Annotated in this window: 16 protein-coding genes and 2 tRNA genes; 7 read left to right on the top strand and 11 right to left on the bottom strand. The window is 58.4% G+C overall.

Annotated features, from left to right (window positions below; genetic code table 11):
• Nucleotides 1–302 precede the first annotated feature (302 nt).
• From Q7C20_RS07840 to Q7C20_RS07820, 5 genes are all read left to right on the top strand, one after another.
• The gene (locus Q7C20_RS07840; RefSeq protein ID WP_375066648.1) at nt 303–743 is read left to right on the top strand and encodes a hypothetical protein; all 441 of its coding nucleotides are present in this window, start codon (nt 303–305) and stop codon (nt 741–743) included.
• Between the two features lie 62 nt (nt 744–805).
• Nucleotides 806–2,617, top strand: a complete 1,812-nt coding sequence (locus Q7C20_RS07835; protein ID WP_375066647.1) for an EAL domain-containing protein — start codon at nt 806–808, stop codon at nt 2,615–2,617.
• Between the two features lie 208 nt (nt 2,618–2,825).
• On the top strand, nt 2,826–3,956 hold the full coding sequence (locus Q7C20_RS07830; RefSeq protein ID WP_375066646.1) for a carbon-nitrogen hydrolase family protein: 1,131 nt from the start codon (nt 2,826–2,828) through the stop codon (nt 3,954–3,956).
• Between the two features lie 4 nt (nt 3,957–3,960).
• Nucleotides 3,961–4,995: an AraC family transcriptional regulator gene (locus Q7C20_RS07825; RefSeq protein WP_375066645.1), complete on the top strand. Its 1,035-nt coding sequence runs from the start codon at nt 3,961–3,963 to the stop codon at nt 4,993–4,995.
• A gap of 332 nt (nt 4,996–5,327) precedes the next feature.
• Nucleotides 5,328–6,332 carry a pyruvate dehydrogenase gene (locus Q7C20_RS07820; RefSeq protein WP_375066644.1) on the top strand — a complete coding sequence of 335 codons (1,005 nt, stop codon included), beginning with the start codon at nt 5,328–5,330 and terminating at the stop codon, nt 6,330–6,332.
• 125 nt (nt 6,333–6,457) lie between these two features.
• Here Q7C20_RS07820 and Q7C20_RS07815 read toward each other — a convergent pair whose 3' ends face one another.
• Complete coding sequence (locus tag Q7C20_RS07815) at nt 6,458–6,928, bottom strand: MarR family winged helix-turn-helix transcriptional regulator (RefSeq protein WP_375066643.1); 471 nt, start codon at nt 6,926–6,928, stop codon at nt 6,458–6,460.
• Between the two features lie 146 nt (nt 6,929–7,074).
• Between Q7C20_RS07815 and aceE the strand changes: the two genes are divergently transcribed.
• The gene (aceE, locus tag Q7C20_RS07810) at nt 7,075–9,735 is read left to right on the top strand and encodes a pyruvate dehydrogenase (acetyl-transferring), homodimeric type (protein WP_375066642.1); all 2,661 of its coding nucleotides are present in this window, start codon (nt 7,075–7,077) and stop codon (nt 9,733–9,735) included.
• Nucleotide 9,736: 1 nt separating this feature from the next.
• On the opposite strand, the gene Q7C20_RS07805 is transcribed toward aceE, so the two are convergent.
• Together Q7C20_RS07805 and Q7C20_RS07800 are read right to left on the bottom strand one after the other, a co-directional pair.
• Nucleotides 9,737–10,531: a DUF2242 domain-containing protein gene (locus Q7C20_RS07805; RefSeq protein WP_375066641.1), complete on the bottom strand. Its 795-nt coding sequence runs from the start codon at nt 10,529–10,531 to the stop codon at nt 9,737–9,739.
• Between the two features lie 89 nt (nt 10,532–10,620).
• Nucleotides 10,621–11,520: a LysR family transcriptional regulator gene (locus Q7C20_RS07800; RefSeq protein ID WP_375066640.1), complete on the bottom strand. Its 900-nt coding sequence runs from the start codon at nt 11,518–11,520 to the stop codon at nt 10,621–10,623.
• A gap of 117 nt (nt 11,521–11,637) precedes the next feature.
• Between Q7C20_RS07800 and Q7C20_RS07795 the strand changes: the two genes are divergently transcribed.
• A complete protein-coding gene (locus Q7C20_RS07795) occupies nt 11,638–12,822 on the top strand; it encodes an MFS transporter (protein WP_375066639.1) in 1,185 nt (394 codons plus the stop codon).
• A gap of 114 nt (nt 12,823–12,936) precedes the next feature.
• Here Q7C20_RS07795 and Q7C20_RS07790 read toward each other — a convergent pair whose 3' ends face one another.
• From Q7C20_RS07790 to Q7C20_RS07755, 8 genes are all read right to left on the bottom strand, one after another.
• On the bottom strand, nt 12,937–14,811 hold the full coding sequence (locus tag Q7C20_RS07790) for a SurA N-terminal domain-containing protein (RefSeq protein WP_375066638.1): 1,875 nt from the start codon (nt 14,809–14,811) through the stop codon (nt 12,937–12,939).
• 232 nt (nt 14,812–15,043) lie between these two features.
• Entirely contained in the window at nt 15,044–15,316 is a 273-nt protein-coding gene (locus Q7C20_RS07785; RefSeq protein ID WP_003174819.1) for an HU family DNA-binding protein, read from the bottom strand.
• Nucleotides 15,317–15,464: 148 nt separating this feature from the next.
• Nucleotides 15,465–17,861, bottom strand: coding sequence for an endopeptidase La (gene lon, locus Q7C20_RS07780; RefSeq protein WP_375066637.1), 2,397 nt, complete (start codon nt 17,859–17,861; stop codon nt 15,465–15,467).
• Between the two features lie 188 nt (nt 17,862–18,049).
• Nucleotides 18,050–19,333: an ATP-dependent Clp protease ATP-binding subunit ClpX gene (gene clpX, locus Q7C20_RS07775; protein ID WP_348061873.1), complete on the bottom strand. Its 1,284-nt coding sequence runs from the start codon at nt 19,331–19,333 to the stop codon at nt 18,050–18,052.
• 111 nt (nt 19,334–19,444) lie between these two features.
• Entirely contained in the window at nt 19,445–20,080 is a 636-nt protein-coding gene (gene clpP, locus Q7C20_RS07770) for an ATP-dependent Clp endopeptidase proteolytic subunit ClpP (protein WP_348061872.1), read from the bottom strand.
• 91 nt (nt 20,081–20,171) lie between these two features.
• Nucleotides 20,172–21,482 (bottom strand): trigger factor, encoded by a 1,311-nt coding sequence (gene tig / locus Q7C20_RS07765; protein ID WP_375066636.1) that lies wholly within the window; start codon nt 21,480–21,482, stop codon nt 20,172–20,174.
• Nucleotides 21,483–22,045: 563 nt separating this feature from the next.
• Nucleotides 22,046–22,121 (bottom strand) — tRNA-His (locus tag Q7C20_RS07760).
• A 76-nt stretch (nt 22,122–22,197) separates the two neighbouring features.
• A tRNA-Leu gene (locus tag Q7C20_RS07755) sits at nt 22,198–22,282 on the bottom strand.
• Between the last annotated feature and the right edge of the window lie 129 nt (nt 22,283–22,411).

Here is a 22,411-nt window from a genome sequence, read left to right as displayed (position 1 = left end):
GCTCGAATGGCCCGCCATCGGTTTATGTCCCACAGACTAAGAGCCGATGGACGACCGCTCAATGACTGAAACTCACAAGTTATTAACCTAAATGTACAGCGCCGCTGCGCATCCAGATTAACCGCCCGAATTTTATTTAGCGCGCAATCATTTAATGCGCCTATCGCAGCCATACATTTTGCTGACTTCATTAATAGACGCAGCGCCATCATTCTGGCATCAACCGCCGCCCCCAGCGGAATCGGTGGCCGGCCAGCGGCAATTTTTAACTGACAAAAACAGCTACTCCGAGGTGCGCCTTCATGCAACAACTGAACAGCTTTGTTTGCTCTGTAGAGTCGCGGGTAAACGCCGTTCTGGGCGATGTGCAGTCAATCGTCAGCCGGCTCTGTGAAGTGAATGCAGAGGTGGCGGGCTTCCAGGTACGCATCGAAACCCAACAGGCACGGACGGCTCACCCAGACCTGTTGATCTTTCCCATCAATGACCTGCACACCGTGATTGCCACGTTCAACACAGACCTGATTAAACGCTTGGCCATTGCGGGGGTTCAACTCGATAGCATTCGCGATGACGTTATCGCGGCAAAGGCCGAGTTTGAGCCTTCGCCTTCGTCCGAGTGTGTTTTTGTGGCGGTCGATAAGTTGATTGCCGGGCTGGATAACATCTGCCGGTCGATTGCCAACAGCCTCAAGTCGCTCTCCGTCACCTTGAGATCCTTACAACACACGGCCATCTATTAACCCCTCGTCGCGTGGACGGCTCACCCGCAGGCGTCACCTGGTCGATCATTGCAGGATTTTAAATGCCAACTTCCTTTTCAGCGTTCACCGAACTGATGCAACAGGCCGAAGTGCAGCGGCTGACCGCGCATATCGACTGCGACGCCGATGAGGTGTTGAACAGCGTGGTCGCCATGATATCCGCGCACTTCGGTGCTCCCATTGCGGTGGTCAGCGCGGTCAATGATGGCGTCTTGACGTTCAAGGCCAAGGTCGGCTTCGATGTTCAGAGCATGACGCTGACCGAGTCATTCTGTGTCCATTGCCTGCTCACCGAAGGCTTGCTGGAGGTCCACGACACCGCTACGGATGTCCGGTTTGTCGATAACCCCATGGTCACCGGCACACCGTTTATTCGGTATTACGCGGGTGTGCCCCTGGTAACGGCACGCAACCGCGCGTTAGGCGCACTGTGCGTCATCGACCAAAAACAACGCGCGCCCATGAGCGAGCAAGACAAAACCTTTCTGCACAATGCTGCCGCTATCGTCGTTGCACGCCTGGAATCCATTCATCAGAAGCACTTTTTCGACTCGTTGACGGGGTTGCCCAATCGCCTGTGTTTTGAGCAAGACGTCGCCAGAGGCGCGGCTCAACTGCCTCATCGTTGGGCAATATTGATTGAACCGCTGACCGCTGCGGGCATGGACAGGTTGGTGAAAGCGCTGGGATTAGACTGCTTCGTTGAGTTCATGCTGGGCATGAAAAATTTGCTCACTGCCGTACTGCCAGAAGGTGCGCATCTGTATCGAGCCAGCACGATGAGCTTCGCCGTGTTGGTTGAGGATGGTCCTCGCATACAGTTGCCGGTGCTGATCAAAGCGATCAGCAATGCCCTTGCTCAACCGGTGCATTTCAAGAGTATCCCGGTCTTCGCCGATGTCGGTATCGGCGTGCTGAAGTTAGGCCCGAACGCCCTGACGCCTGTCGATAACCTGAGGTTGATGGCCAGCGTCACCGAAACCGCCCGCCGCTCCGAACACCGCTGGTTGTATTACGACCCCAGCGTCGACGCCCGCTCGCAACGCAGTGCGATGTTGCTTCACGCTATCGAGTCGGCACTGCGCTCACCTGACCAGTTGCGAATGGAATACCAGCCCCGGGTCAATCTCGCCGACAACCGGTGCTTCGCTGTGGAGGCGCTTCTACGCTGGAAGCACCCGACGCTGGGCGAAATAGGGCCAGCTGAATTTATCGGCCTGGCGGAGACCACTGCCGCGATCAGGCACATTACCAGCTGGGTAGTGCAAAACGTCTGTAAACAGATTGCCGCGTGGCGCAACCAGGGGCTTGAACTGACCGTCTCACTCAACATTTCGGCAATAGACCTCACCGATGGTCGACTTTATGATCAGGTGAAGCACGCCTTGAGTGAGTTTGACTTGCCGCCACACTGCCTGGAGCTGGAGTTCACCGAAAGCGTTTTGGTGACTGACTTTGAGGCGGTGCAGCACCAATTGAAGCGCCTGCACCTGCTGGGCATTGCCATAGCGATTGACGACTTTGGAAGCGGCTATAGCAATTGGAAGTACCTGCGAGACATACCGGCAAAAATGGTCAAGCTGGACCGTTCGCTGTTAACCGACCTGCAACCCGACAACAGCAACTGGCATATCGTACGAGGCATTATCAGCCTGGCGCGCAGCCTGGATTTGACAGTGGTTGCAGAGGGCATAGAAACCCTGTCGCAGTTCGAACTGTTGCGTGCCTGGCAATGCCATCAAGGCCAGGGATACTTCTTTTCAAAGTCGCTCTCGCCCAAGGACCTTCAGGCGTGGATTGAGACAGGCCATCCCGGCGAGGCCCAGTCGCAAACGCAACTGCTAGCGTCTTGATCAGTAGCAGCACGCGGGCCGAACGCGACAGGAACCAAGCCAGGGGATAGCGCTCCAAGAGCCGTGCGCCGCAAGCAGCGGGCGTCTCACTGAGGTGAAAAGCCGCTGCGTTGGCCCAATAATTTCTGTAACCCACTGACTCTGTGTATCCTCGACCGCAGTTCAACCGAATTTACACACCCGCCTATTGGTCCTTTTTTTGCTCCCCATGCGTAAACTTTTTGCTTTAGCGTTCACCCTGGCCCTGGTTGCCGCCGTCGCCGCGTATCTGGTCTGGACCCAGGAGCGCCCTGTGGCGCATTACCTGTCGGACCTGCGTATTACCCTGGCCGTCAATGAAGGCGTACCTTCCGATCGCGGTAACTTGCTGGGCATCCAGCCGGAGCTGTTCCCGGCCGACTACCAGAGCCTGGAACGCCTGCACCTGAAGCTTGCGGCTTACCTGCAAAAAGCCCGCGAAGAGGGTTTGATCAACAGCAAGACCGTCGTCGTGCTGCCGGAACATATCGGCACCTGGCTGATGCTCAGCGGCGAGAAAAACGAGCTGTATCAGTCCATCCATCTCAAGGATGCAATGAACTGGCTGTCGGCGAGTAATCCGTTTTTGTTTGCTCGGGCATGGCTCAGCGCCACCGGTGAAAACCGCATGGACGACGCCTACCTGCGCATGAAAGCCCCGGCCATGGCCCGCGACTATCAGGCGCTGTTCGGCGGCCTGGCCAAGGAATTTGGCGTGACCCTGGTGGCAGGCTCCATCGCCCTGCCCGACCCCAGCGTGAGCGAAGGGCAATTGCAGGTCGGCCGTGGCCCGCTGTACAACGCCAGCGTAGTGTTTGGCGCCGATGGTTTGCCAGTGGGCCAGCCACAGCGTCAGTTTTACCCGATCTACGATGAGCGCGGCTTTATCGAGCCGGGCGATGAAAACCTCATCAGCGTGGTCGATACCCCTGCCGGGCGCCTGGGCATCCTGATCGGCAGTGACAGCTGGTACCCGGACAACTACCGCAAACTCAACGAGAGAGGCGCGCAACTGGTGGCGGTGCCTGCGTTTGTGACCGGTCGCGACACGTGGGAACGCCCATGGCGCGGCTTCAAAAGCGTGTCCACGCCCACTGAAATCAGCCTCAAGCCCGAAGAACTCAGCGAGGGCGAAGCCTGGCGTCGCCTCACCCTGATCAGCCAACAGCCGATCAGCCAGGCGAGTGCCGGCATGAGCGTGTTCCTGCGCGGGCAATTCTGGGACCTGGGCACTGCCGGGCAAAGCTTCCTCAGCAACAACGGGCAGGTCACCGCTGGCAGCGATGAGCATGGCGCGCGTCTGCTGAATATCTGGCTGTAGCGCTTTGAAACCGGTGCGTCTGGGGGATTTGTCGGTGGGCTTCGTGCAGGCCCTGGCCGATGCGATTCACAGTCATGGCCTGGACCCGCAGCCGCTGCTGCGGCAATACGGCCTGGACCCGGAGCGCCTCGCCGAAGCCGGTGCACGCTTGTCGATCCCGCGCTATATGCGCCTGGGCCACGCGGCGATCCAGCTGACCGGCGACCCAAGCCTGGGTTTGCGCATGGGCCAGCTCAGCCGCTTGAGCCAGGCTGGGCTGGCCGGCGTGACCGCCGCGCAAGCGCCGAACGTGCGCGAAGCCGCGCGCGCACTGACGCGCTTCGAAGCCTTGTACGGCTCCAACTATCGCGGCCAGTCGAGCTTTCATGAGGACGCCGAAGGCGCGTGGCTGCGCTTCTATTCCATCAGCCCCTACAACGCCTACAACCGTTTTGTGGTGGACTCGATTATCGCCGGCTGGCTGCACCAGCTCTCAAGCCTCGCCCGGCAACCGGTGCAGGCGCAGCGCATCGAGATCGAGTTTGACGCGCCTGACTACAGCGAACACTACAGCGCGCTCGGCGACAGCCCGGTGCACTTCGGCGCTGACGCCAACCAACTGCGCCTGAACAAATCCACGCTGGCCCTGCGCAACCCGCAGCACTGCCCAAGTACCTGGAACCTGCTGTTGCAGCTGTGTGAAAGGGAGTTGGAGCAGTTGACCCGCACCCGCAGCCTGCGCGAGCGCATTACCCGGTTACTCGGGCCGATGCTCAATGGCGGCCGGGAACCCGACCTGGAAGAAGTGGCGGCACGCTTGAAGCTGCCAACCTGGACGCTGCGCCGCAAACTGGCCGACGAAGGCACGCAGTTTCGCGCGATTCTCAACGATACCCGCCGCGATTTGGCCATGACCTACATTCGCGACACGGAACTGGCGTTCGGCGAGATCGCCTACTTGCTCGGTTTTGCCTCAGCCCAAGCCTTTCAACGGGCGTTCAGGCGATGGAACAACCAGACCCCAGGGGAATTTCGCCGCAGTCAGCGGCATTCCGCCTGAAGTCGGTGTTACAGCTCGGTGGCGTCATCAACCGGATCCAGTGGATCCATTTCAAACGCGTGGTACTCCAGCAGTTCTTCCTGGTAATCGTCCATGGTGGACTCCTTATTGATTAAAAGCGGTTGCAAATAAATGACCTGCAAACCCAGCCTAAAGTGCCGTGATGACGAAAAAATGTCGGCGTCATGACGTTCCTGCACCTCAAGATTAAACGTAGCCGCGCAGCGTTGATTTAGCCCAGGGACTTTGAGGTGCTATTGCAATCATTGCAATTGCAATCAAATACCCACTTCCATTAGGGTATGGCTATTCGTCGCCAGGTGACCCGCGCCATGCCCCCTCCTACCGCACACGCCGCACAGCTCTGTATCGAGGCTTTGAACACTGCCGGGCAGTCGGACGGCTCGCCGCTGTACGCGGTGATGACCATGGCCAACACCCTGGAGTTCAGTCGACAAGCCTGGGTGATTCGCGGCCAGTCGCGTTCTCGCCGGGTGGGCAACTGGCCGAGTTGGTTCGCACGTAATACCGCCGAAAAACCCATGCTGTACCTGCACAGCGCAGCGTCTTCGGCACAATTGTGCGCACTCTCGGACGAAACGGCGCAACGCGGCATCCTGTGCAATGACATCGAAAACCACCCCTCAGCCTGGCCCAAAGGCACGCAACCTTGCGTGCCGCTTTGGCTGGCAGCCCATCCGCACTGCACGCCGTACGACCCGGCCTGCGCAGCGGAAGCCCGGGCGATTGTGCTCGCAGGGTTGCGCACGCTGTATGTCGACGGCCAACCCGGTTTTTATTACCTGGCGTTGCACGATCAGGACACCAGAAGGCATTTAAGTGCACAGGATCGGGAGGACGCGCTCAAGGGCATGTACCCGATCCAAAGAGGCCGCACCGGCGCAGTGCGCTTGCTCGGCGCCGGTCGCGCGTTTGAGGAAGTCGTGCAAGCCGCGCAATTGCTGGAGCAGGACTGGCAGGTCACGGCGCAGCTGTGGAGTTGCCCCAGCTACACACGCCTCGCCCGTGAGGCTGCGGCCGCTGAGCGCTGGAACCGCTTGCATCCCCTGGCGCCGAAACGAAGCTGCCATTTAAGTGATTGCCTGGCGGGGAATGCTGCGCCGGTGGTGGCGGTCACCGGGTATCCGCAGGCAATTGTCGATCAGGTCGCGGGGTATGTGGATGCGCAGTTTGTCGCCCTGGGAGCGGGGTCAGTGCAAGCAGCAGCGCCGAGCCGGTACTGGATTGTGGTGTCGGCACTCAGGGCGTTGGCGGATGAGGGGCGGGTTGATGCTGAGCACGTGAAATCCGCGATGAGCCGGTACCACCTTCATTGAACTGGAAGGCGAACAACGGTGGGAGCTGGCTTGCCTGCGATAGCGGTAGGCCAGGCACAGGTACGCTGGATGACAGCCCCCCATCGCAGGCAAGCCAGCTCCCACATTGGGATTTTTATCGTTTCTCAGATTTTGCGCCGGCTTCGGGTTTGCACACCCGCCTCCATCGCCAACCCGGCAGCGCGCTCCAGGGTATCGGCGAACAGTTGACGCTGCTCCGGCTCGATCTGCGACACAAACAACTCGTCCACGGTGCTTTCGTAAATCTTCCACATTTTTTTGCGCAACACCCGCCCGGCGTCGGTGATCGAGGCAAATGCCGCACGGCCATCGCCATCGGAGCGCGAACGCACCACCAGGCCGTCCTTTTCCAGGCGGTCAACCAGGCGCGTCAGGTTGTAACGCTCGATCGCCAGCACGTCGGCCAGTTCGTGCATGCGGCGCGTGCCGTCGGGGCCGCTTTCCAGGCCCCATAAGGCGTCGTACCAGGCATAAGGCGGCAAGTCCGCCTCGGCCAGACGGCGTTCGATTTCACGGATGACCGTCCTGTGGGCCCTGACAAAACGGAACCATACATCAGGCTCTTTCGACGACATGCAACACCATCCGGGGAATTTCAAGAAGGTTGCAATAGTAGCTCATCTCGCGCTAGATTCAGGTATGTCGTTGCAATTGCAACTAGATTGGCACTCCTCTCACAAAGAGGTCACCGCTTGAAATCCGCCTACCCCTGGAGCCTCACATGACCCCGAACCACGCAGTAAGACTGGACGACGATCCACAGGAAACCCGCGAGTGGCTGGAGTCCATCGAATCGGTGCTGTCCACCGAAGGCCGCCCCCGCGCCCACTACCTGATTGATCAGTTGCTGGATTTCGACGTGGCGCGGCATGGTGACTTTTACGGGCGGGTGACCACTCCCTACATCAACACTATTGCGGTAGAACGCCAACTGCCCTACCCCGGCAACCTGGCGATCGAGCGGCGCACCAATGCGTTCATTCGCTGGAATGCCATGGCAATGGTGCTGCGTGCAGGCAAACACTCAGGCGTTGGTGGGCATATTGCGACCTATGCGTCAGCCGCCGTGCTTTACGACGTAGGTTTTGACCATTTCTTCCGTGGGCGCACCGATACATTCGACGGCGACCTGGTGTATATCCAGGGCCACTCTTCCCCGGGCATCTACGGGCGCGCCTACCTTGAAGGTCGCATCAGCGAAGCTCAGCTGGATAACTTTCGGCGCGAGGCCGGCGGCGAGGGTTTGTCGTCCTACCCGCACCCGCGACTGATGCCGGATTTCTGGCAATTTCCCACCGTGTCCATGGGGCTGGGGCCAATCACCGCCGCGTATCAAGCGCGCTTCATGCGCTACCTTGAGTTTCGCAACCTGAAACCACACCAGGGCCGTAAGGTCTGGGCTTTTCTCGGTGATGGCGAAATGGACCAACCGGAATCCCTGGCGGCCATCTCCCTGGCGGGTCGCGAAAAACTCGACAACCTGATCTTCGTCGTCAACTGCAACCTGCAACGTCTGGACGGCCCGGTGCGCGGTAACGCCAAGGTGATCCAGGAATTCGAAAGCCTGTACCGCGCCGCCGGCTGGAACGTGATCAAGGTGATCTGGGGCGGCGGCTGGGATGCGTTGCTGGAAAAGGATCAGAGCGGCCTGCTGCGCCAACGCATGATGGAGTGTGTGGACGGCGACTATCAGAACTACAAATCCCAGAACGGCGCCTATGTGCGCGAACATTTCTTCGGCAAATACCCCGAGTTGCTGGCGTTGGTAGAGGACCTGTCCGACGACGACATCTGGAAACTCTCACGCGGTGGTCATGACCCCGACAAGGTCTACAACGCCTACGCCGCCGCCGTGCGCCACAAGGGCCAGCCGACAGTGATCCTGGCGAAAACCGTCAAAGGCTTTGGCATGGGCGAAGCCGGTGAAGGCCAGAACATCAATCATCAGCTCAAAAAGATGGGCGCAGACGCCGTCAAAGCCTTCCGCGACCGTTTCGGCCTGGACCTGGCCGACGACCAGCTCGACGAAATCCCCTACCTCAAGCCTGCCGCCGACAGCGAAGAGGCGCGCTATTTCGCGGCACGCCGCCAGGCCCTGGGCGGTTACGTACCGGCGCGGCACAGTGCTGTGGAACCGCTGCAAATTCCCGACCTGAGCGCTTTTTCAACCCAGCTCAAAGACACCGGCGACCGCGCCATTTCCACCACTATGGCCTTTGTGCGCATCCTCGGCACGCTGCTCAAGGACCCGCACATGGGCAAATTGATCGTGCCTATCGTGCCGGACGAGTCGCGCACCTTCGGCATGGAAAGCCTGTTCCGTCAGATCGGCATTCACTCCGCCGTCGGCCAGCTCTACACCCCGCAAGATGCCGGACAATTGAGCTACTACAAAGAGAGCAAAGACGGACAAATCATGCAGGAAGGTCTGAATGAGTCCGGTGCTATTTCCTCGTGGATTGCGGCGAGTACGTCCTACAGCAACCACGGCTTGATGACCGTGCCGTTCTATATTTTCTACTCGATGTTCGGCTTCCAGCGCGTCGGCGACCTGGCCTGGGCGGCAGGCGATGCGCGGGCGCGCGGCTTCCTGCTCGGCGCCACTGCCGGGCGCACGACGTTGATGGGCGAAGGTTTGCAGCACGACGATGGACACAGTCATATCCTGTCGTCGGTGATTCCATGCTGCGTGTCCTATGACCCGACGTTTGCCTACGAGCTGGCGGTAATTATTCGCGAGGGCATGCGACGCATGTATGTCGAACAGGAGGATATTTACTACTACATCACCCTGCTCAACGAAAACTACCCGCACCCGGCAATGCCCGAAGGCGTGGAAGACGGCATTCTTAAAGGCTTGTATCCGCTGAGCAGCGCAGAGCATGCGCAGGTGCAATTGATGGGCAGCGGGTCGATCCTGCGAGAAGTGATCGCAGCCGCGCAATTGCTCCACAGCGACTTCAATGTGCAAAGCGATGTCTGGAGCGTCACAAGCCTTACCGAGCTACGCCGCGACGGGCATGAGGTTGAACGCTGGAACTTGCTGCACCCGGAAAGTGAGCCGCGCGTGAGCTACGTGCAAGCATGCCTGAAGGCGAAGACAGGGCCGATAGTGGTCGCAACGGATTATATGAAACTGTTCGCCGACCAGATCCGCCCCTTCGTAGACAATCGCCGGTTTGTCGCGCTGGGCACCGATGGTTTCGGGCAATCGGATACCCGTGAAACCTTGCGGGCGTTCTTCGAGGTGGACCGGCACTTCATCGTGCTGGCGGCCTTGAAGGCGTTGGCGGACGACGGAGTGATTGGCCGCGAGAAAGTCAGTGAGGCGATCAGTCGCTACGGGATCAACGTCGACAAGGCGAACCCCGTAGCGGTCTGAATTACTGCGCAGGTGTTGGCAGAGGCTGAATCGCTTCTGTCGGCGCTGGCAACGCCGGGTTAGTCGCGGCAGGTGCAGATGCAGGCGCCGGCTCTTCCTGGGGCGCAATGGGCGCGGCCTCAGGTGGCGGGGCCAGCGGTTCCGAAACGGCAGGCGCAGCGGGCTCTTCCTTGGGCGTTTCAACCTTCTCAGCCGGCGCTGCAACCTTGGGCTCGGGCACACCCAGATCGGCCTTGGGCTTCTCGGGAATATGCTCGGCCTTCTTCACTTCCTGCGGCAGGAATACATCCACCAGTGAGAAGTAACGGTCGTAGAATTTCGGCGCCGAAACGGTCTCGCTTGCGACTTTGACCATCGAATCGTCGGTGGAGCCAATCGGCATCGACACCGAACCCAACACACCCACACCCAGGCTGGCGGAGTTGTTGACCTTCTTCAGCGCATAGCGATCCTGCAAGGCATTGGCGAACATCGTCGAATGATTGTTGCCTTTGCCGTCATCGGCACACACCACGTTGAAACTGATTTGCAGGTGAGTCTCGCCGGTCTGCTGGAAGCTCTTGTTGCCCACCACCAGCTTCGGATCGCTGCTGGTGATGATGTAACCCTGGCTCAGCAGCGCACGCCGTGCGGCTTCGCACGCGGCGACATCGCTGACAGGGTAGTCACGGGAAAACGTACCGGAGTCGTCAAAATTCTCATGTTCATAAATAGCGGTCTTGGGTGACGAGCAGCCCGCGGCGCCCGCCAGCACCAGCGCCAACCCGAGGCTACGCAAGTGAAATGATGTCGACATTGAAAGTCCTGAGGAAAACGGTCCGGGCGGTATTGTGCAACAGAACGAGGCCTTGGCGCGCGCATTCCTGTCGGTAAAACGTCACAGGCCTATGCGACGGGGGCTGCAGGGAAAAGCTCGGCACACATATGGTCGATAAACACGCGCAGTTTCGCCGAGGCATGGCGACTCGATGGCCATAACAGCCAGAAACTGCCTCGGTGCTCGAGGTGATCATCCAGCACCCGCAGCAAGCGCCCTTGCTGCACCGCACGGCTCACCATGAAGTCCGGCAGGCAGGCGATGCCCAATCCCTCCAGCACCACATGGTTGAGGGACTCGATGGTGGTGCTGACCAAGGGCGTACGCAACAGCGGCTCGGGCGCGCCCGCTACATGACGCAGCGGCCAGGGCTCGAGCTTGCCGGTGGCGCAGAATTTATGCCGCAGGCAGGCGTGGCCGCTCAAGTCCTGTGGTCGTTGCGGCGTGCCGTATTCAGCGAAGTATTCTGGAGTAGCCACCAGCACCAACCGGTAATGGCCCAAATGACGTGCCATCAGGCGCGAATCTTCCGGCTTGCCGGTGCGAATGACCGCATCGAAACCTTCCTCGATCACATCCACCATGCGGTCGGAAAAATCCACGTCCAGCTCAATGTCCGGGTAGGCACGCATGAAGTCGCTGAGCACGGGCATCAACAAGCCACGCACTTGCGGCAGGCTCACGCGCAGCTTGCCCCGAGGCGTCACGCTGGCCTGGGTCAACTCCTGCTCGGCCGCCTCGACCTCGGCCAGAATGCGCCGCGAACGCTCCAGAAACAGCGCGCCCTCACCTGTCAGAGTGATGCTGCGCGTGCTGCGATGAAACAGGCGAACGCCCAGGCGCTCTTCGGTGCGCGCAATGCTTTTGCCCACAGCCGAGGAGGAAACGCCCAGCACTCGGCCGGCGGCGGTGAAGCTGCGGGTTTCCGCGACCTGCACGAACACTGCAAGACTGCCCAGACTGTCCATGAACCAACCTGTGTCGATTACGGACGTATAGGTCCGATAAGTTCGGAACCTTAGCCTGTTTTTCCGCCCGGTACATCCTCCTACTCTGCCTTCTTCCCTTTTGTATGGACACAGAGCATGAGCGACTGCCCTTCAATGACCGACGCCGCACCCGTCAGCAAACCTGACGCGCTGCCGCTGGCGGGTTTGCTGGCCCTGGCGTGCGCCGGTTTTATCACCATCCTCACCGAGGCTATGCCTGCCGGGTTGTTGCCACAGATGAGCGAGGGGCTTGAGGTGTCGCCCGCGCTGATTGGCCAGCTGGTGACCCTCTATGCGCTTGGCTCACTACTGGCGGCCATCCCGCTGACGCTGTGGACGCGAGGCTGGCGACGACGACCGTTGCTTCTGATCGCCATTAGCGGCTTTGCCTTGGTCAACAGCGTGACCGCACTGTCGAGCCATTACGGGTTGACCCTGGTGGCACGCTTCTTCGCAGGGGTATTTGCCGGCCTGCTCTGGGCGCTGCTGGCGGGCTACGCCAGCCGCATGGTTGCGCCACACTTACAGGGACGGGCGATTGCGGTGGCAATGCTTGGCGCGCCCCTGGCATTGTCTTTGGGCGTGCCGGCCGGCACCTTCCTCGGGGCTGCCGTTGGCTGGCGAATGAGCTTTGCGATCATGACCGGGCTCACGCTGGTGCTGCTGGTGTGGGCGCGATGGCAGCTCCCGGATTTCGCGGGAGAACAACAGGGCAAACGCTTGGCGCTGCGCAACGTCTTGACCCTGCCGGGTATTCGCCCGGTGCTGTGGGTGACCTTTACCTGTGTGCTGGCCCACAACATTCTTTACACCTACATCGCCCCGTTACTGGTGCCCGCCGGGATGGCCTCGGACATCGATCAAGTGTTGCTGGTGTTCGGCCTGGCCGCCGTGTTGAGCATCTGGCTGGCAGGCGTGTGGATTGATCAATGGTTGCGCACGCTGCTGTTGATCAGTTGCGCACTGTTTGCCATGGCGGCCCTGGCAATGGCGCTGTGGATTACCTCGCCAGCCGTGATTTACGTCGCCGTCGTTGCGTGGGGCCTGGCATTCGGTGGCTTGCCCGCTCTCTTGCAAACGGCGCTGGCCAAATCCGCCGGCCAGTCCGCCGATGCGGCGCAATCAATGCTGGTCACCGTCTGGAACCTGGGCATTGCCGGTGGCGGGCTGGCGGGTGGCCTGCTTTTGCAGGGGTTGGGCGTGGGTTCATTTTCATGGGCGGTCATCGGCTTACTGCTGCTCGCCCTCGCCATCACCGCTCGGGCTCGGCACCTGCGCTGAGCGATTCGTTGTCACGGCATGCCATGAATGCCTGCGAACACAGCTGACCAGTCTAGCGCCCATAAAAAAGCCCCCGGTCTCTTCAGGCCGAGGGCTTTTTTATTCAGGCGTGCATCAGAACTTCTTGATGTCAGCCTTGGCTTCCAACTGCTTGCGGAACGCAGCAAAGTCTTGCTGGCCAATACGGGAAGCGAGGAAGCGGCGGTATTGCGCCTTTTCTTCATCCGTAGGGGCAGCCGCTTCGTTGACGCCGTTCAAGCGCACCAACACCAGGCTACCGTCAGCCAGGGTCACGGTGGTGAAGGTTGGCTTGTCCTTGGCCGCAGGCTTGGGCATGCGGAACAGGGCTTGCAGCACAGCCGGGTCAATCCCTTCCTGGCTACGGGTAGCCGCTTCGGTGACTTTCCAGGCCTGGCCATCAATTGGCTGGGTCAGCGGGGTCTTGCCATCACGCAGGCTGGCGATCAGCTCGTCAGCGTGAGTCTTGGCAGCCGCACTGGCGCGCTCTTTGGTCATCTGGGCACGAATCGCTGTTGACACGCTTTCCAGCGGCAACTGCGAAGGCTTCAAATGCTCCTTGGCACGCAACACGATGATGGTTTCCGGGTCGAGTTCGATGGCGCTGCTGTTCGCACCCTCATCCAACACTTCCGGGCTGAACGCAGCGGTCACCACGGCACGATTTGCCGCAACGCCTTCGCCACCTTCACGGCCAAACGGCGCGGAGGTGTGCACGGTCAACTTCAGGTCCGACGCCGGCTGAGCCAGGTCTGAGGCTTCGAATGCCGCATCTTCCAATTGCTTGGTCGCTTCGACAAAACGCTGCTCAACCTGTTGAGTCTTGAGCTCGCGGGTCAGCTTGTCTTTCAGGCTGGCAAACGTTGGCACTTGCGGTGCTTCCACGCCCAACAGCTTGATCAAGTGCCACCCGAAAGTGCTGCGCACCGGGGCCGAAACCTGGTCTTTGTTCAACGCGTACAAGGCCGTTTCGAAGTCCGGATCGTAGACGCCAGGGCCTGCAAAACCGAGGTCGCCGCCATTGTTGGCCGAACCCGGGTCCTGAGAGAACTCCTTGGCCAGGGCTTCGAACTTCTCGCCTTTGGCCAGGCGCGCCTGGATTTCTTCGATCTTGGCCTTGGCTTGGGCGTCGGTGACCTTGTCGTTGACTTCAATCAGAATATGCGCGGCACGACGCTGTTCAGCGAGGTTGGCGGTTTCTTTCTGATAGGCAGCCTGCAGTTCTTCGTCCTTGACGGTGACCTGGTCGAAGAAAGACGACTTCTTCAATTCCAGGTAGTCGATGACCACCTGGTCAGGGGTCATGAACTCTTTGGCGTGCTGGTCGTAGTAAGCCTTGACCTCGTCGTCGGTGAGTTTCACCGCCGCAGGATCCGCATTGATGTTGACGGTGGCGAAATCGCGAGTCTGTTTTTCCAGACGGGCGAATGCCAGCACTTCGGCGTCAGTCACGAAACCGCTGCCGGCGATACCCGCGCGGATCTGGCCGATGAGCATTTCCTGGGTCATCATCTGACGGAATTGCAGGCGGCTATAGCCCAGTTGACGGATCACCTGGTCAAAACGATCGGCGCTGAACTTGCCATCCACCTGGAATTCCGGCGTCTGCAGGATCACTTGGTCCAGCGCAGCTTCAGAGAAGCCGAACTTGGAATCAGCAGCACCTTGCAGCAACAGCTTGCGATCGATCAGACCCTTGAGGGCCGCATCGCGCAGCAGTTTTTCGTCCAGCAGCGAAGCGTCGAAATCCTTGCCTAGCTGTTGCATCAACTGACGGCGTTGCATATCGACGGCCTGGCTCAGTTCGGTTTGGGTGATTTCTTCACCGTTGACCTTGGCCACGTCCTGCTTGTTGTTGGTCGAAGCCTGAAAAATGGCCTCGATACCGGTGAACGCCATCAATGCGACGATGATCCCGATAATGGTCTTGGCAATCCAGCCTTGTGAATTGTCCCTGATATTTTGCAGCATGCTTCCCCCAGAAACGGTTGAACGTCAAAAATTAGGCAACCGTGGAGCGTGGGTAGAGTCCGGATAGAAGAAAGGCGCATCCGAGGATGCGCCTTCTCGTAACTGGCGGAGCGGACGGGGGTTTGAACCCAACACCCCCGGCGTGGCGACCCGATGGACATGAGGGTCGGCTGCCGCTCCGCTGCCAGGCCAGACCTGCGTCTGACCCGGGTAGGTAAGGCTTGAGCGAGGCTTAGTTAACGGCTTCTTTCAGGGCTTTACCGGCTTTGAAACCTGGTTTCTTGGCAGCAGCGATTTGCAGTGCTTTGCCAGTCTGTGGGTTACGGCCAGTGCGAGCTGGGCGGTCAGTCACAGAGAAAGTACCGAAGCCTACCAGTACCACGGAGTCGCCGGCCTTCAGAGCGCCAGTGACGGATTCGATTACTGCGTCCAGCGCACGGCCAGCAGCAGCTTTCGGGATATCAGCGGATGCGGCGATAGCATCAATCAGTTCCGACTTGTTCACTCTAAGTCCCCTTATATTTCTATTGAGTATGATTCTAAGTTTTTTGGTGAAAGCAAAAACCAGTGCCAAATGGCCTAGAGACACTTAAGAGCCGCTTTATAACAAGGGCTCTAAAAAGCTGTCAAGGAAGCCACCCGGCTTAATCGCATTAATGCGTGCTAATTCTTTCCTTGGAATCAGACTCGCGTTTTTCATCCTTCGCGACGATCTCCGGAGCCACATCCGGCAAGGGCTCCGGCGCGTATTGCAGCGCAATTTGCAGGACCTCGTCAATCCATTTAACCGGTTTAATCTGAAGATCCTGCTTGATGTTCTCCGGAATTTCCTTCAAGTCGCGAACATTCTCTTCAGGAATGATCACGGTCTTGATACCGCCCCGGTGAGCCGCGAGCAATTTCTCTTTCAAACCACCGATGGCCAATACCTGACCACGCAGGGTAATTTCGCCGGTCATGGCCACATCAGCGCGCACAGGAATGCCGGTCAATGCCGACACCAGGGCCGTGCACATGCCTACACCGGCGCTAGGGCCGTCTTTCGGGGTCGCCCCTTCCGGCATGTGGATGTGGGTGTCGTGCTTCTCGTGGAAGTCCAGGGGGATCCCCAGGCTTTTGGCGCGGCTGCGCACTACGGTCTGCGCGGCAGTGATGGACTCAACCATCACATCACCCAGGGAACCGGTCTTGATCAACTGGCCTTTGCCAGGGATCACCGCGGCCTCGATGGTCAGCAATTCACCGCCCACTTGAGTCCACGCCAGGCCGGTCACCTGGCCTACCTGATCCTGCTGCTCGGCCAGGCCGTAGCTGAATTTGCGCACGCCCAGGAAGTGCTCCAGGGAGTCGGCCGTGACCTTCACCGAGAAACGTTTTTCCAGCGCATGTTCCTTGACGGCCTTGCGACAGATCTTCGCAATCTGACGCTCAAGGCCCCGCACACCGGCCTCGCGAGTGTAATAACGCACGATGTCGCGGATCGTCTCGACTTCAAATTCGATCTCGCCCTTCTTCAGGCCATTGGCCGAAATCTGCTTGGGCGCGAGGTATTTGACGGCGATGTTGATCTTCTCGTCTTCGGTGTAACCCGGCAGACGAATCACTTCCATCCGGTCCAGCAACGCTGGCGGGATGTTCATGGAGTTGGAGGTGCAGAGGAACATTACGTCGGACAGGTCGTAGTCGACTTCCAGGTAATGGTCGTTGAAATTGTGGTTCTGCTCGGGGTCGAGTACTTCGAGCAACGCCGAGGCTGGATCGCCGCGCATGTCGCTGCCCATCTTGTCGATTTCATCGAGCAGGAACAGCGGGTTGCGAACCCCCACCTTCGTCATCTTTTGAATCAATCTGCCCGGCATAGAACCGATGTAGGTACGGCGATGACCACGAATTTCCGCTTCATCGCGCACACCGCCCAGAGCCATGCGCACAAATTTGCGATTGGTGGCATTGGCGATGGACTCGGCCAAAGAGGTTTTACCCACACCCGGCGGCCCGACCAGGCACAACACCGGCCCCCGAATTTTCTTCACGCGCTTTTGCACGGCGAGGTATTCGAGGATGCGTTCTTTGACTTCTTCCAGACCGTAGTGGTCAGCGTCGAGAATGTCTTCTGCGCGCGCCAGGTCCAGACGCACTTTGGTCTGTGCCTTCCACGGCACCTGCACCAGCCAGTCGATATAGGAACGAACCACGGTGGCTTCGGCCGACATCGGCGACATTTGCTTGAGCTTGTTCAGCTCGGCATTGGCTTTGGTCAGGGCGTCTTTGGGCAGGCCAGCGGCATCGATGCGCTTTTTCAGCTCTTCGATTTCGTTGTGGCCTTCGTCGCCGTCACCGAGTTCTTTCTGAATGGCCTTCATCTGCTCATTCAGGTAGTACTCGCGCTGACTGCGCTCCATTTGTTTCTTCACACGGCCACGAATGCGCTTCTCGACCTGCAGCAGGTCGATTTCGCCATCCAGCAGGGCCAGCACGTGCTCAACACGGGCCGACAGGTCGATGATCTCGAGGATGTCTTGCTTTTGGTCGATCTTCAGCGCCATGTGCGCGGCCATGGTGTCGACCAGGCGGCTTGGCTCATCAATGCTGTTGAGGGACGACAGGACTTCAGCCGGGACTTTCTTGCCCAGTTGCACGTACTGCTCGAACTGCGAGAGCAGGCTGCGCACAAACACTTCGGACTCGCGCTCAGGGGCTTCGACTTCGTCGATCAGCGCCACTTCAGCGCGCAAGTGACCATCCACTTCCATGAAACGCTCTACCGCACCGCGTTGCTCGCCTTCCACCAACACCTTGACGGTGCCGTCGGGCAGTTTGAGCAATTGCAGCACAGTGGCAACGGTGCCGACGCGATACAGGGCGTCTTCGCCTGGATCATCATCAGCAGGATTCTTTTGGGCCAACAGCAAGATCTGCTTGTCGCCCGTCATCGCGGCCTCGAGGGCTTCGATAGACTTCTCGCGCCCCACGAACAGCGGGATAACCATGTGCGGATAGACGACGACATCACGCAACGGCAGGAGAGGCAATTCAATGGTTGTCTTCATGATTTCGCCTCTATGACAGTTGAAAAAATAACTTGAAACCAAGATGGGGGCTGCATGCAAAAAAAACAAGCTCAATGCCAGCAGTTAAACGTATGAATAAACGCAAATTTAAAAGCTGCACCCAACAATTGGCTCAAAAAATAAGGGGCCCCGAAAGGCCCCTTGTTTGTACTGCAACTGCATAACGCTTAGGCGTCGGGTGCAGCCTTGGCAGCCGGCTCATTGTTTTCGTAGATATACAATGGCTTGGACTTGCCTTCGATAACGCTTTCGTCGATCACCACTTTACTCACCTCGGACTGCGAGGGGATTTCGTACATGGTGTCGAGCAACACGCCTTCGAGAATCGAACGCAGACCCCGTGCACCGGTTTTGCGCTCCAGTGCCCGCTTGGCCACTGATTTGAGAGCATCGGAACGGAATTCGAGGTCTACACCTTCCATTTCGAACAGCTTGGCGTACTGCTTGGTCAGCGCGTTTTTCGGCTCGGTGAGGATCTGAATCAGAGCCGCCTCATCGAGTTCGTCCAACGTCGCCAGGACCGGCAGACGGCCAACGAATTCCGGGATCAGACCGAACTTGACCAGATCGTCAGGCTCGACTTCACGCAGGGACTCGCCCACCTTCTTGCCTTCTTCCTTGCTGCGCACTTCCGCACCGAAACCGATGCCGCCGCGCGTGGAACGCTGCTGAATGACCTTTTCCAGCCCGGAGAACGCACCACCACAGATGAACAGGATGTTGCGCGTATCAACCTGAAGGAATTCCTGCTGCGGGTGCTTGCGGCCGCCTTGTGGCGGTACGGAAGCGACCGTGCCTTCAATCAGTTTCAACAGGGCTTGCTGCACGCCTTCACCGGAGACATCACGGGTGATCGACGGGTTGTCGGACTTGCGCGAAATCTTGTCGATTTCGTCGATGTAGACAATACCCATCTGGGCCTTTTCTACGTCGTAGTCGCACTTCTGCAGCAATTTCTGAATGATGTTCTCGACATCCTCACCCACGTAACCAGCCTCGGTGAGGGTGGTGGCGTCGGCGATGGTGAACGGAACGTTGAGCAGGCGAGCGAGGGTTTCTGCCAGCAGGGTTTTACCCGAGCCGGTAGGACCGATCAGCAGGATGTTGCTCTTGCCGAGTTCAACTTCGTCGCCTTTCTTGTCACGCTGGTTCAAGCGCTTGTAGTGGTTGTACACCGCTACGGCCAAAACCTTTTTTGCACGCTCTTGACCAATGACGTACTGGTCAAGGATGCCGCTGATTTCTTTAGGCGAAGGCAATTTATGCGCGCTGCTTTCGGCCTGGGCTTCCTGCACCTCCTCGCGGATGATGTCATTGCACAGGTCGACGCACTCGTCGCAGATAAACACCGAGGGACCGGCGATCAATTTGCGTACTTCATGCTGGCTTTTGCCGCAGAAGGAGCAATAAAGCAGCTTGCCGTTGTCCTCGCCGTTGCGGGTGTCAGTCATTCGTTCGATCCAAATCCGATAGGCTTGCAACACAAGATGAAGGCTTATGCGGGCTTTTTCAAGCCCGCAGGTGGTCGGATACGCCGACCAGCCTTATTTTGAGCAGCTTAATTAAGCGGGGCGTCTTTCAATCACGGCGTCGATCAACCCGTATTCACGTGCTGCTTCTGCGCTCATGAAGTTATCGCGGTTGGTGTCGCGCTCGATCTCTTCCAGGGTGTGCCCGCTGTGCTTGGCCATCAAGGTATTGAGGCGTTCGCGAATAAACAGGATTTCCTTGGCGTGAATCTCGATGTCCGACGCCTGGCCCTGGAAACCGCCCAGTGGCTGGTGAATCATCACACGCGAGTTAGGCAGGCAGAAACGCTTGCCTTCAGCACCGGCCGTCAACAGGAAAGCGCCCATGCTGCACGCCTGACCGATGCACGTGGTCGATACGTTCGGCTTGATGAACTGCATGGTGTCGTAGATCGACATACCTGCCGTCACCGAACCGCCCGGGGAGTTGATGTAAAGATGGATGTCCTTGTCCGGATTTTCCGCTTCAAGGAACAGCAGCTGCGCGCAGATCAGGTTGGCCATGTAGTCTTCTACAGGGCCGACCAAAAAGATGACTCGCTCCTTGAGCAGGCGCGAGTAGATGTCATAGGCGCGTTCGCCACGAGCAGATTGCTCGACAACCATCGGGACCAGGCCGCCAGCGGCCTGGATATCAGAGTTCTGCTGAATATAAGAATTACGGAACATGCTCTGCAGTTACTCCCAAATAGTCATGTCTTGAAAACGCATAAGCCAGCGCGAGGCTGGCTTATGGTTGAATTTCCAACGAGTTGGACAATCAGTCGGCTTGTGCTGCTTCCGCCGGCTTGACTGCTTCTTCGTAAGAGACCGCTTTGTCGGTCACCTTAGCCTTCTGCAGAACAGTATCCACAACTTGTTCTTCCAGCACAACCGAACGTACTTCGTTCAGCTGCTGGTCGTTCTTGTAGTACCAGGACACAACCTGCTCAGGCTCCTGGTAGGCCGAAGCCATTTCCTGGATCATTTCACGAACGCGATCTTCGTCAGGCTTGAGGTCGAACTGGTTGACCACTTCGGCCACGACCAGACCCAGCACAACGCGGCGCTTGGCTTGTTCTTCGAACAGCTCGGCAGGCAGTTGATCAGGCTTGATGTTGCCACCGAACTGCTGAACCGCTTGAACGCGCAGGCGATCCACTTCGTTGGACAGCAGAGCCTTGGGCACTTCGATCGGGTTGGCGGCCAGCAGACCGTCCATTACCTGATTCTTGACCTTGGACTTGATGGCCTGACGCAGCTCGCGCTCCATGTTCTTGCGAACTTCGGTGCGGAAGCCTTCGATGCCGGTTTCCTTGATGCCGAACTGGTTGAAGAACTCTTCGTTCAGCTCTGGCAGTTTAGGCTCGGAAACGCTGTTGACGGTCACGGTGAACTCGGCGGCTTTGCCAGCCAGGTCCAGGTTCTGGTAGTCAGCAGGGAACGTCAGGCTCAGCACGCGCTCTTCGCCGGCTTTGGCGCCAACCAGGCCGTCTTCGAAACCCGGGATCATGCGGTTGGAACCCAGCACCAGCTGAGTGCCTTTGGCGGAGCCGCCAGCGAAGACTTCGCCGTCAACCTTGCCAACGAAATCGATGTTCAGCTGGTCTTCGTTCTGGGCAGCACGGTCGGCCACTTCGAAACGAGTGTTCTGCTTGCGCAGGATTTCCAGCATGTTGTCCAGGTCGCTGTCAGCCACGTCAGCGCTCAGGCGCTCAACTGCGATCGAATCGAAACCGGCAACTTCGAACTCTGGGAACACTTCGAATACGGCAACGTATTCCAGGTCTTTGCCAGCTTCCAGGGACTTTGGCTCGATCGAAGGCTGACCGGCAGGCTTCAGGTTTTGCGCTTCAACGGCTTCGTAGAAGGAAGCCTGGATCACGTCACCTACAGCGTCCTGACGCGCATCGGCGCCAAAACGACGCTTGATTTCGCTCATTGGCACTTTGCCTGGACGGAAGCCAGCAATCTTGGCCTTTTGGGCAGTCTGCTGCAGACGCTTGTTGACCGCAGTCTCAATACGCTCTGCCGGCACGGTGATGCTCAGGCGGCGCTCGATAGCAGTAGTATTTTCAACAGAAACTTGCATGAATATTCCTCGTTGCACAGACGTTAGCCGGCCGTTTCCGACCCCAGAATCAAGGGCATGCATTCTAGTGGGTCAAACTCAAGAAGTCACCCTACTGAAAACGGGTAGAAAAACAGCAGGTCATTTATGGGTTCCAGTGCACGCGTGCACCTCATCCCGTTAGCAAATACAGCTCATCACGCCAAGGCTCTGCATCAGCCCTTCTATATATAGAAGGGCCCGGATGCAGGCCCCGGCTACCGACCTTGCGTACAAGACCGGAGGGCACGGCAGCAGCATCGAGAAACACAAATACGATGAAACGCCCTGCCCTGAAACTCCAAAACACGTAAACAAAAACGGCACAGCCCTTGTTCAGGTACTGCGCCGTTATTCGCTATTAAATAGCTGTCCTGTTCCGGATATAGCCTCGGACCAGTTATACACGCTCAAAACCGGCAACGATTCTAACGCCAAGGCATTGAGAATGCTTGTTTTTTATTGGCGTCACCCAGCCACATCCTGCAGGCATTTTTTGGATGCAAAAAAAAGCGCCAGATCATTGATCTGGCGCTTTTTAAATATGGGGTGGACGAAGGGGATCGAACCCTCGACAACGGGAGTCACAATCCCGTGCTCTACCAACTGAGCTACGCCCACCATTTTGCGTCGACAAAGAACTCAACCATCTTCTTTGTCTGGCCTCACTCCGCCCTAAGGCCGAATGATGCTTGATTGGTGCGGATGAAGAGACTCGAACTCTTACGCCTCGCGGCGCTGGAACCTAAATCCAGTGTGTCTACCAATTCCACCACATCCGCGCGTAAAGCTTTTAAAACAAAGGCGCCAGACAATTAATCTGGCGCCTTTTAAAAATATGGGGTGGACGAAGGGGATCGAACCCTCGACAACGGGAGTCACAATCCCGTGCTCTACCAACTGAGCTACGC

The organism is Pseudomonas sp. AMR01, from assembly GCF_041946035.1.
GTDB classification, from domain to species: domain Bacteria; phylum Pseudomonadota; class Gammaproteobacteria; order Pseudomonadales; family Pseudomonadaceae; genus Aquipseudomonas; species Aquipseudomonas antarctica_B.
Note: the sequence above shows the minus strand (reverse complement) of the source record. Positions and strands in the feature narration are given on the sequence as shown.